Origin of the sequence: Veillonella sp. (assembly GCF_015058545.1) — a bacterium.
Taxonomy (GTDB): domain Bacteria; phylum Bacillota; class Negativicutes; order Veillonellales; family Veillonellaceae; genus Veillonella_A.
Genome location: NZ_SVCB01000067.1, coordinates 1 through 11,941, shown reverse-complemented (window position 1 = coordinate 11,941; position 11,941 = coordinate 1). Strand labels below are relative to the sequence as shown.

At 44.0% G+C, this 11,941-nt stretch carries 10 protein-coding genes; all 10 read left to right on the top strand.

Going from position 1 to position 11,941, the window contains the following annotated elements:
* Positions 1-957, top strand: a 957-nt coding sequence (locus E7204_RS04395) for an aspartate kinase (protein WP_295181960.1), incomplete at its 5' end; no start/stop codon positions are given.
* A gap of 226 nt (positions 958-1,183) precedes the next feature.
* A complete protein-coding gene (locus tag E7204_RS04390; RefSeq protein ID WP_226974245.1) occupies positions 1,184-4,096 on the top strand; it encodes an insulinase family protein in 2,913 nt (970 codons plus the stop codon).
* Positions 4,097-4,257: 161 nt separating this feature from the next.
* Positions 4,258-5,661, top strand: coding sequence for an MATE family efflux transporter (locus E7204_RS04385; RefSeq protein ID WP_295181953.1), 1,404 nt, complete (start codon positions 4,258-4,260; stop codon positions 5,659-5,661).
* A gap of 170 nt (positions 5,662-5,831) precedes the next feature.
* Positions 5,832-6,275, top strand: a complete 444-nt coding sequence (locus E7204_RS04380; protein ID WP_295181951.1) for a hypothetical protein — start codon at positions 5,832-5,834, stop codon at positions 6,273-6,275.
* A gap of 69 nt (positions 6,276-6,344) precedes the next feature.
* The gene (locus tag E7204_RS04375) at positions 6,345-7,529 is read left to right on the top strand and encodes a hypothetical protein (protein ID WP_295181948.1); all 1,185 of its coding nucleotides are present in this window, start codon (positions 6,345-6,347) and stop codon (positions 7,527-7,529) included.
* 26 nt (positions 7,530-7,555) lie between these two features.
* Positions 7,556-9,100, top strand: coding sequence for an LptA/OstA family protein (locus E7204_RS04370; protein ID WP_295181945.1), 1,545 nt, complete (start codon positions 7,556-7,558; stop codon positions 9,098-9,100).
* Positions 9,101-9,253: 153 nt separating this feature from the next.
* Positions 9,254-10,120 carry a UTP--glucose-1-phosphate uridylyltransferase GalU gene (gene galU, locus E7204_RS04365; protein ID WP_295181942.1) on the top strand — a complete coding sequence of 289 codons (867 nt, stop codon included), beginning with the start codon at positions 9,254-9,256 and terminating at the stop codon, positions 10,118-10,120.
* Between the two features lie 151 nt (positions 10,121-10,271).
* Complete coding sequence (locus E7204_RS04360; RefSeq protein ID WP_295181939.1) at positions 10,272-10,811, top strand: hypothetical protein; 540 nt, start codon at positions 10,272-10,274, stop codon at positions 10,809-10,811.
* Between the two features lie 148 nt (positions 10,812-10,959).
* Entirely contained in the window at positions 10,960-11,484 is a 525-nt protein-coding gene (locus tag E7204_RS04355) for a biotin transporter BioY (protein WP_295181937.1), read from the top strand.
* Between the two features lie 25 nt (positions 11,485-11,509).
* A partial coding sequence (locus tag E7204_RS04350) for a beta-ketoacyl synthase N-terminal-like domain-containing protein (protein WP_295181935.1) occupies positions 11,510-11,941 on the top strand: 432 nt, incomplete at its 3' end.

The following is an 11,941-nucleotide window of genomic DNA, read 5'->3' as shown; positions in this document are numbered from 1 at the left end:
GCCGTTTCCATGACGGGCGCTCAAGCCGGTATCTTGAGCAGTGATAATCACGGGAAAGGTCGCATTTTGACAATCGATCCGAAACGTGTATTTAAAGCCCTTGATGAAGGTAACGTAGTGGTTGTTGCCGGCTTCCAGGGGATTACCGATTGTGGTGATATTACGACTCTCGGACGTGGTGGTTCCGATACGACAGCCGTTGCATTAGCGGGGGCAATGCAGGCGGATGTATGTGAAATCTTCACCGATGTGGAAGGGGTGTATTCGACCGACCCTCGAATTGCACCGAATGCGGTTAAATTGGATGAAATTACGTACGGTGAAATGCTTGAAATGGCTCGCTTGGGGGCGGGTGTTATGCAGCCTCGTGCCGTAGAAATGGGTAGCCGTTACGGCGTGCCGATTCATGTACGCTCTACATTCAGTGACAATGAGGGAACCATTATTCGGGAGGACTATACAATGAAAGCAAATGAACATGTAATCCAAGGCGTGGCTGACGATACCAATGTGGCGAAAGTTTCAGTGGTAGGCGTTGAAAATAAACCGGGCATTGCCCATCATATTTTCCAAAGTTTGGCAGATAAAAATGTTGATGTGGATATGATTGTGCAGAGCATTCGTACTGTGGAAGATCAGAAGACGGATATCGTATTCACCATTACATTGGATGATGTCGTATTGGCTCGTGAAGTGTTGGACGGCCTTAAAGCGGAAACGAAGATGGAAGAATATGTCATTAATGAAAAAATGGCCAAAGTATCCATCGTCGGTGCCGGTATGCTTGGTGAACCGGGCGTAGCTGCTCAGATGTTCGGCATTTTGGGCGAAGAAAATATTAATATTGAAATTATCAGTACCTCTGAAATCAGCATTACTTGCTTGATTGCGGAAGATCGCGTAAAAGATGCGATTCGTGCTATTCATGATAATTTAGTTATCGGCAATCGCGGTTAATAGTGTTCAATAGCAATTATTAGCGCGGCTGTCAGGGCTTATTAAACTTATCAATAAACAGACTTTCTTAGGTTATATAGAAGTAACCTAAGAAAGTCTGTTTTATTTTGAAAATCTTACTCATCTTTAGTATAATATAAATTGTGCACAGTTTATTTGAGTGCCCGAGAAGTTAATTATTATCAATTAATTGCTTAATATAAAATAATGATAAAGGAGTTTTTCTATGAAAGAACAAAATATCTATAGCGGTTTTAAAGTAGAGCGCATTGAGACTGTTCAGGAAATCAGCGGCACAGCTTATTTGCTTCGCCATGAGAAGTCCGGCGCCCGTTTATTATACATTGATGCGGACGACACGAATAAAGTGTTCTCCATTTCTTTCCGCACACCACCTAAGGACAGCACCGGGGTGGCCCATATTATGGAGCATTCCGTACTTTGCGGGTCACGTAAATTCCCTTTGAAAGAGCCATTTGTAGAGCTCGTTAAAGGCTCCCTTAATACATTCTTGAATGCTATGACCTATCCGGATAAAACGATGTATCCCGTGGCCAGCAAGAATGACAAGGATTTCCATAATTTAATGGATGTGTACTTGGATGCTGTTTTTTACCCACGCGTAGCGACTGACAAAGAAATCGTCATGCAAGAAGGTTGGCATTATGAATTGGATAATGCGGACGATGAATTGACCTATAAAGGCGTTGTATACAACGAAATGAAAGGTGTATATTCTTCGCCGGATTCCATTTTGGAAACCCACATGATGGCGGATTTATTCCCGGATACGACCTATGGCGTTGATTCCGGCGGTAATCCTGATAATATTCCTGATTTGACCTATGAAGATTTCCAAGGTTTTTACAAAAAAAATTATCATCCGTCCAACAGCTACATCTTCTTGTACGGCAAAATGGACATTGAAGCACAATTAAAGTTCATCAACGATGAATATTTGCAAAACTTTGATGCCATTACGGTTGATTCCGAAATTACCTTGCAAAAACCATTTGCTGAGGGTAAAGTAACAGCCTACCCGTACAGCATTGGTACGGAAGAGAGCGAAAGCGGCAAGACTATGCATGCCCTTACCTATGTAATGCCGGAAATGTCTGTGGTGGACAGCTTAGGGCTTGATATTTTGACCCATGCCTTATTGACTTCGCCGGCAGCACCACTTAAGGAAAAACTCGTTAAAGCCGGTGTAGGCAGCGATATTAGCGGTTATTTCCTAGACAGTGTGCGTCAGCCGATTTGGAATGTAACGGTTAGCGGTTCTGAAATGAAGGAACAGGCGCGCGTTCAGGAATTGGTGGAATCGGAACTTGCGCGACTTGTGAAGGAAGGCCTTGATAAGAGCTTATTGGAAGCATCCCTTAATATTACGGAATTCGCTTTGCGCGAAGCCGATTTTGGGGGTCGTCCGATTGGTTTGGCTTACGGTATTCGCGTTATGGATCAATGGAATTACGACAAAGATCCGATTCAGGCATTGCGTTATGAAGAGGCGTTAACACAGTTGCGTGAAGGACTTACCAATGGTTATTTTGAAGAGTTAATCGAACGCGGCTTGCTTAAGAATCAGCATAAAGCTCTCGTTTCCATTTATCCGGAAAAAGGTTTGCAGGAAAAGAAAGAAGAAGCGGAACGCGCTCAGCTAAAAGAAATTAAAGCTAACATGACCGAAGCTGAAATCGAAGCGATTGTGGCACAGACCAAAGCCCTTAAAGCACGTCAGGCGGCACCGGATTCGGAAGAAGCGTTGGCTACCATTCCATTATTGGAACTCAGCGATTTATCCCCTAAAGTAGAACGAGTGGAACGTATCGATAGCAAACTGGGTGATGCGAACTTGCATTTCGTACCGACTCAGGCTAAAGGGATTAACTATACCAGCTTCTATTTCCATTTAGATTGCCTTGATGAGTCTGAATTGTTCTATGCTAACTTGTTGAGCGATCTTATTTCCCGTGTGAATACTACCGAGCATGATTACAACGAAATTGCCAAGGAAATTAATATGAACCTCGGCGGTTTCAGTGCCAGCATCTCCGATTTCACGAAATATAATCAGCGCGATGCGTTTACGCCATTATTTATCGTACGAGCCAAAGCGTTACACACTAAATTGGATGCTTTGGTACGCATTGTGTCTGAATTGGTTACGAAGACTGACTATACCGATGTAAATCGTTTGACCGAGCTCATTAAAGAAACGAAAGCCATTTGGGATACCGATGCATTCCGTCGCGGTCATACCATTGTAATGAATCGTGTCATTGCTCAGATTTCGGAACTCGGTAAATTCCGTGATGCCGCTAACCTCGGTTATTTTGAACAGTTGGCAGCGTTAGCTGCTGATGAAAAAGCGCTTCAAGAATTGCCACAAAAATTGGCAGCCGTAGCGGCTAAATTGTTCCGCCCTGCTAATGTGGATATCAACTTCGTCGGGGAAGCTCATGAATTTGAAGTTTTCAAAACATTGCTTACCGAAGTATTGCCACAGTGGCCGAATGAAGCTGTTGAAGCTAAGGGTTTGAAACTTACGAAGGAATATGTTAACGAAGGTATTGTTACCTCCGGTAAGGTTCAGTACGTAGCTCAAGGCGGTAACTTCCGTGACCATGGTTTCAAACCAGGCGGTGCCATGAAGGTGTTGGAAGTCATCTTGCGTTATGACTACTTGTGGACGCGTATCCGTGTTCAGGGGGGGGCCTATGGTGCTTTCGTAAACTTCTACAACAATGGTAACTTTGTACTTTGCAGTTATCGCGATCCGAACTTGACGGAAACATTGAAAGTATACAGCGAGCTCAGCGAATATCTTGCGAAATTTGATATTTCCGACCGTGAAATGCGCAAGTATATTATCGGTACCATGAGTGGCCTTGATATTCCGTTGACACCGGCTTTACGCGGACCGCGCGCTATGAGCGAATATTTCGGTGAAGCAACGCCTGAAGATGCGGAACGTTTGCGCGAACAGGTAATTGCGACCCGTCAGAGCGATATTAAAGCTTTGGCTGAAGTGGTAGCTTCGGTTATGAAAGATAGTCATATCAGCGTTATGGGTAACGAACAAATCATTAAAAAAGCAGGCGATATCTTCACTGACATCATTTCGTTGCCTCAATAAGACAAATTAAGACCTATAGTCGGTCTATGAGAATTGACGAATCCTGTGTATAATTAAATGCGAGTTAATAGACACTCCTAGGCAAGGGCCTTGACCTCTGTTTAGGAGTGTTTTTTTATAGCGAGTGGGTTTAGCATGGTTTTTGAAAAAGAGGAGTTGTCATGTTATTAGGACTAGCGGGACGATTTGGGATTGATTATATTTTGCCGCCGGCGAAACGTTTGGGACCGGTGCCGACAACAAAAGAAATTTATAAAGAATATATTGATGTAGCTTGGCCGGCTACGATGCAGGGGTTGTTGTTGCAACTTATGACAGCCATCAATTTGGCTATGGTAGGAGCTCTTGGAGCCGATGCTTTGGCGGCCGTAGGGATTATGAGTCAACCGCTTATGGTGATGCTCGTTTTTGTCCGTTCCGCAGCGATTGCGATTACAGCCATTGTGGCAAGGCGCAAAGGGGAAGAGGATTATGAGACGATGAACTCCGTACTAAAACAAGGGGTATTATTGACCGTATTGTTTTACGTCCCTTTGTTGTGTATTTGTTTTTATCTGTTAAATCCGATTTTAACGTTTGCGGGAGCCCAGCCCTCGTATATTGATGAGGCCGTTGCGTATGGTCAATTCATCATTATCGGTCTCTTCTTTTCAGCCTTAGGTGTTATGCTAGGGGCGGCGCTGATCGGCGTGGGGAATACGAAGGCTATTTTTAAAGCCAATGCCATTGGCAATGTGCTAAATGTAGTTATGAGTTTTACCTTGATTTACGGCCTGGGACCGATTCCGGCGCTTGGCATCAAAGGGGCCGGCATAGCCACTATGACAAGCTATACCTTAATTTTCTTTCTTTTGTTATATGCAATTCATACGAAAGACTCTCATTTGTCGTGGCAACGGGGCAGTTGGAAATTTAATCGAGAAATCTTACAAGGCATCTATTATATCGGCGGCAGCTCGTTGGGTGAGCAGGCGTTTGAGCGTTTCGGGATGTTTGCGTATACCAAAATGGTTGCGTCATTAGGGGTAGTCGCTTTGGCAACACATCATATTTGTATGAATTTGATTGATATTTTTTACTATTTTGCCATGGGCTTAAGTTATTCCGGCGCCTCTTATACGGGGCAGTCTTTGGGTAAAAAAAGGCCTGACTTAGCCGAAGCGTACGGCAAAATCGGTGTTCGTATCGCGCTTATTATTTCGGTAATCGGCTTTGTGCTGTATTTCGGTTTACGCAATGTAGTATTTGATATTTTCACCCAAGATAGGTTGGTTTGGCAGCTGGGGGCGGATATTATGATTCTCATGGCTTTTGCCAGCTTCCCGCAGGCTTTGCAATTAGTGTATTCCGGCGTTCTTAAAGGGGCGGGCGATAATTTCTATGTTATGAAATATTCGCTTTTTGTTATTGCTATTTTCAGACCGATTATTACCTATCTCCTTTGTTTTACTTGGGGATTCGGTCTTTATGGTGCGTGGATAGCCCTTTTAATAGACCAGAGTATGCGCACGGCCTTTTCCGGTTGGCGTTTTAGAAGCGGTGTATGGCAGCATATAAAAATTTAGACATAGGTATAATGCATTTTAAAAAGGGTGGCTTAGCATATAAAAAAATGATGAATTATAAAAAGAACGGCGTATTTACGGCGCTTATACAAGGACAAAGGCTTTGATTTGTGATATAATAACATCAGTATAAACAGCTAATTATGTATACGATAGAGGAGGACATAGATATGAAAAAGAAATTATTGGCAACGGTTATGGCCGTTTCCATTGCTACACTTTCTACCGGTGCATTAGTAAATACGACGCAAGCATTCAGCTTGAATTTAGGCAGCATTTTAAAAGTCGGCGGCGTGGGCATCTTAGTTGATCGCTTCGGCGGCCAGATTAATGACTTTTTAAATAAAATTTTAGCTCAGAATAATTTGAGCACTACTTATACGACTAAGGTTGTACCGATTGTCAGCGTAGGTACGAACGGTTACATCGGGGCGGCTCAGGTAACGGGTTCGGCTTCCGAAGTAGAACGGGTTGAAGCGGTAGCTCAGTTGGAAGCCAGCTTCAATAATGTAGCTCGTATTAAAGGTTTAGTGCCTATCGACAGCAAGAACCCTGTTAATGCATCCCGTATTCAAGGGGTTGGCGTATCCGCTATTATTGACCTCAAAATCTAATCCCTTTGTTTAAGCTTTGAGGCGAATAGCATTCAATAATAGGTTAAGTCTTGTTTATTTGGAGGATGTATGAAAAAACAAATGCTTACGTTGGCGGTAGCGGCGCTTATGACCGGCCAGGTATGGGCGGCTCCGGAAACCGTATTAGAGAAAACCGATGCCTTAGAAAATACAGTGTATGGTTCCACGCAGGTTGGGGCTTTAGTAGATCGTGTGCAGCAGATTAGTCAAACCGTTTATGGTCGTGACTCTTCCGGTACTTTGAATTCACAAGTTGATTCCTTGTACAATTCCATCGATGGCAATACGCGCGGTAAAGTATCGGTAAGTCAAGAATTATCCATGTTGGAATGGCACTATCAGAATAAAGTGGGCACCGGTTCCTTAGTTTCCCGTGTGGAACAGTTGGAACGGAGTGTAACCGGTCGTATCAGCACCGGAGCTTTGGATACACGTATTAATGCTTTAGCCAAAACGATTAACGGGGCTCCTTTGAAATTGACCTCGCAAGTAGGCTCGGCACCAAGCACGGAAGTATTTGCAGTAACCTTGAATACGCCGATTAATACGGCTACCAGCAAACTGGGAGATACGTTCAGCTTTACCGTGTCGGAAGACTTGATGGACGGTAATATTTTATTGGTACCGGCCGGCACTGTTGGGGAAGGTCATATTTCCGAACTTAAAAAAGCATCCTCTTTTGGTCGTAACGGTAAATTAGATTTGATGTTTGATAAAGTTCCGGCCTTGGATGGTACTGAATTTACCGCTATTCAAGGGGAAGAAGCAAAAGCTCGTACCCAGCAGGAATTGAAAGCAGCCGGCGCTTCCGTAGCCGGTGCCGTGTTATTGGGCCCTGTCGGCTTAGTGGGCGGTTTCTTTGTAAAGGGTAAGAATATCGATTTACCCGTAGGGGCCACCATTTATGTACAGCCGCAAGAATTGGTAACTGTACAAGGCATTGTCGTAGGCGGTGACGGCCAGGCTCATAATTCCAGTGATCCAAGTTCGCAAGATTCCTATGATGACTATACCTTAGGTGATGTATCGGAACCGGTAACTTTAGTTCCGGCCGATGCTAATGAAGATGAAGAGGCACCGGTGAAGGTAGTGGAAGAGTCCGACGATTCAACGGCAACGGTGGAAGATGCCGATTCTGAAGATGCCGGCGAAGTGGAAGAAGCAAGTGCTGACACTGAGGACCAAACGAATGTATCGCAGTCACAACCAATAATTGTTGTAAAACGCAACTAATCCAGTGAAGATGAGGTAGGTAAAAGATGGTAATGAAAAAGGCTAAGTATGCATTGGGTGCCGCTTTAGTCGCTATGCCTTTATTAGCCGTGCAGGCGGCCGATAATAGAGGCCTTGTTTATGAAAATGCTCAAGATGTTACAACCGATTCCAATCCGGTAACTATCGCCAATATGGGCGAGTCCGATGGCGGTCTCATTCGTGTAGTCCGTCGCGGTACACCGGCGACAACGGTCAATGACAGTGAGTTACCTGTTAAAGTTGATGCAGACAGCATGTATTACAGCAGTGCTACCGGCAATGTTGTAGCTGTGGGCAAAGTAGATGCTTATCAGGGCAGTCGTGAAATTCATAGTGAAAAGCTGTTAGGTAATACTAAATCCCAAGAGTATACGACGGATGGAGAGTTTCATTACCTGGAAAATAAAGGGGCCACAAAGGACTTACGGGGCCAAGATTTAGTATTTAACAGCGGCACTAATGCCATGACAGCACCGGATGTTATCGGCTATGTAGAGCCATATTATGTAAAAGCTGAAAAAGCAGAATTTGATGGTAATCAGGGTCTTATCACCAAAGGTTGGGTTACTACCAAACACGCTATGGCTTATAAAGGTGTGCCGGATTATCGTATTGAAGGCAGTACCATTGAAGTGTATCCGGGGGATAAAGCCATTATTCATGATGCCAAATTATTTATTAAAAACGGCAAAATCATGAGTACGAAGAAATATGTAGTATCCCTTCGCAATGACCGTCAAGGTCAATTTAGTGTGTTTGACTTGATTCCAAGACCAACTTATTCCAGCGACGATGGTTTCGGCTTGAAGGGCGGTCTTAAATATCCGATTGGTGATGACGGTGAATTGTTCTTCCGTTATCAGTGGATGACCAAGGAAGGCTTTAAGCCAAGTTACGGTTATCGTCATTACCTTCCTTGGGGCGTTGCTACATTCGGCGTAAGTCGTGAATCGGCTACTTTGAATGCTCGTACCGTTTGGGTAGAAAAGAAACCGGAATTCTCCGTATATACTAATGTGTACCATATCGGCGATACGCCGTTTACTGTTCGTGGCGGTGCTACGGCCGGTTATTGGAAAGAAGACTACATTAAGGGCAGTCACTACATGTACTTTGGTGAAGTCAGCCATGATACGATTAAATTGGCCAAGAATGCCAATTTACGTTTCTTTGCCGCTTACCAGCGTGACTACTATGGCTATAACGATCATATTCGCAGCATGCCGTACTGGGGCGGTAATACGAATTGGCGAATAAATTCACGAGTTAATTTATTCGCCGGTTATCGTCAGAATAATATTAATCCGAAAGATAATTCCCCATATCCGTTTGACCGCGAAGATATTCTTCATAACTTTACGGCGGGGGCTTCATTCCGCTTGACTCGTTTGGACACCTTCACGATTACTACAAAACGTGATGTACAGTCCGGTGAGTTGCGTTATGTAGACTATACTTGGCATCGCGATATGCACTCCTTTGAAGGTTGGTTAACATATCAGTCTAAACAGAAAAAATGGTCTTACCTTGTGGTTGCAAAAGATTTCTAGTAATTGAACGGAGTATAGACGATTAGTTGCAAAAGATTTCTGGTAATTTGAACAAAGTATAGACGCTTTAGGTTATGAAGCTGTGCCCTATGGCATAGCTTCATAATTACTCTTAATCATTATTATGACGGAAAAAAGTGAGGTCTTTCAAACATGGGCAAAGTACGCAAAGCTATTATTCCGGCTGCCGGCTTCGGTACACGTTTTTTACCGGCTACCAAAGCACAACCGAAAGAAATGTTACCGATAGTTGATACACCGGCGATTCAATATATTGTGGAAGAAGCGTTGGCCTCCGGTATTGAAGAGATTTTGATTATTACGGGGCGTAATAAACGGGCCATTGAAGATCATTTCGATACCAGTGTTGAATTGGAACAGTTGTTACAGCAGCAGGGCAAGAAGAAACAACTGGCTATGGTACGCTCCCTGGCGGATATTCGGGTTCACTTTATTCGTCAAAAAGCACCGCGCGGTTTGGGCGATGCCATTCTTTGCGCCAAAGCTTTTGTAGGCAATGAACCGTTTGCCGTATTACTGGGTGATGATGTGGTATATAATACTGAAAAACCTTGTTTAAAGCAATTAATAGATTGTCATGAGCGTATGGGCGGCACGATTCTTGGCACTCAGCGCGTACCGGAAGCAAAGGTAAGTTCCTATGGTATCGTAGCGGGTCATGAAATTGAGCCTCATATTTATAAAGTGGATGGCTTGGTTGAAAAACCATCCCGCGATTTGGCACCGTCTAATTTAGCAGTTTTGGGCCGTTATATTTTGACGCCTGAGATTTTTGAGGTGTTGGAAAATACCCCTCTCGGTGCCGGCCGTGAATTGCAGCTTACCGATGGCCTTGCGAGTCTGCAGAGCGATGTGTATGCCTTAGAATACGAAGGGCGCCGCTATGATATCGGTGATCGCCTTGGCTATTTGGAAGCTACCGTGGAATACGGCTTGCGTTCCGAGCATTGTAAAGACTCATTCCGTACATATTTACAGGAATTGATTAAAACATTGTAACAAAAAGCCTTTTTCAAAGTAAGTACTTCACAGCTTTTGAGTACGCTTTGGGAAAGGTTTTATTTGTTAACAACGAGAATGGCGCATAGTTGACGAATAAGCATGAATTTAATATAATTTTAAGTAGATTTGCGAAAGAGGGGGCTCCAAAATGCGTGAGTTATTTAAGGCCATGATTGAAGCTGATAAAGAATTACCCCGTTCAATGGTGATTGCGCAGTTAAAATGGCAACGTTTGGCTGAGCCGGCGGAGCACACTGAAGTTCGTCAGAACGGCGAGTGGTATGAAACGGCGTTGGTAAGAGGCCATGAAGCACTTACGGTGCTGTTAAAAGTTTTAACGCCCGATTCGATTCCGGTGAAGCCGAAACCGGCTAAGACGGATTATCACATACCGACTGATGTTGTTCCTTGGCGAGCATTCAATCGCTCTGAAATTTTAGAATTTGTAACGGATGTAGAAGATCATAACAGCATTCATCAGCAGGAAAATGCCGTTGTGCCGGGCTGTCAGATTTTGGAAGCCATGGCGGCGTATTTAGTTGAAAATGTGGGACCCACTATTACGGCTGTAAAGATTCGATTCCGTAGACCCACCTTTGTAGATGAGACCATTGTTTTACAAAGGGATGGACGGACCATCCAAGGTTTTACCGCCCATCGACCGGTATTTACCTGCAGTTACAAGTAGGTTGAGTTTTCCTTACTTTGTTGAGCAGCTTGATGGTTATTTGAAAGTCGCTTACTGTTTATTTTTTGAGTCGCTTAACTTTAAACTGTAGTTATGCAAATACACTCATATTTTGTGGTTATTATTTTAGTTTGTGAGGTTGTTTATTATGTCAGATACTCGTAAATTGACCAAAATGGCGTTATTGGTAGCGTTGACCTGCGTGTCCGCTTATATTTCGTTCCCGATTCCGTTTTCACCGGCCATGGTAACGGCTACCACTTTGGTATTATGCTTAATCGGATTCTTATTACCGCCAAAGGAAGCCTTTATTACCATTTGTGTGTACTTATTATTGGGCATTATCGGGGTGCCGGTATTTTCCGGCGGTACCAGCGGTCTTGGTAAAATCTTAGGGCCTGCCGGCGGTTACTATATCAGCTATCCGATTGCTTACACTATTCTCAGTATGTTTAAAGGTAAAACACCGTCTTTCTTCGGGTATTTCTGGCGCTCTGTAGTGATTACCATTCCGATTACTTACATCTTTGGTATGGCCGGTGGCATGATTGTTACCAACATCGGACTTGAAGCAGCTATAGCCGGTTATGCATTGCCTTTCATTCCCGGTGATATTATTAAATGCGGCATTGCTGCTTGGTTAGGTATGAAAGCGGTTAAATTGAATATTTAAGAGACAATTACTCGTTGGAGGCATTATGAAAACACAACAAACATTGTCTCCGGTGTACATAATGGGCGGCCTTAGGACGCCCATTGGTTCATATAAGGGGCAATTTAAATCGATAAAACCGGAAATATTGGGGGCTCGTGTATTAGATGCGTTGTATGAACAGTATCCTAAGGTGGCTGAAATCATCTGTGGCAATGCGGTTGGCACCGGTGGTAACATTGGTCGTTTAACGGCCCTAAATTCGCGTTATGGTGAAAAAACACCGGCCTATACGGTGGATATGCAGTGCGCCTCGGCCGGCGCAGCTATTATTCAGGGCTTTCGCGCGATACGAAGCGGCATGGCGGATTGCGTGCTGGCCGGCGGCACGGAAAGCAGTTCCTTACAACCCCTTAGAACCTATGCAGCGGGGGATGACAGAACCGGTGAATATATGGTGGCTCAGTTTTCACCACAG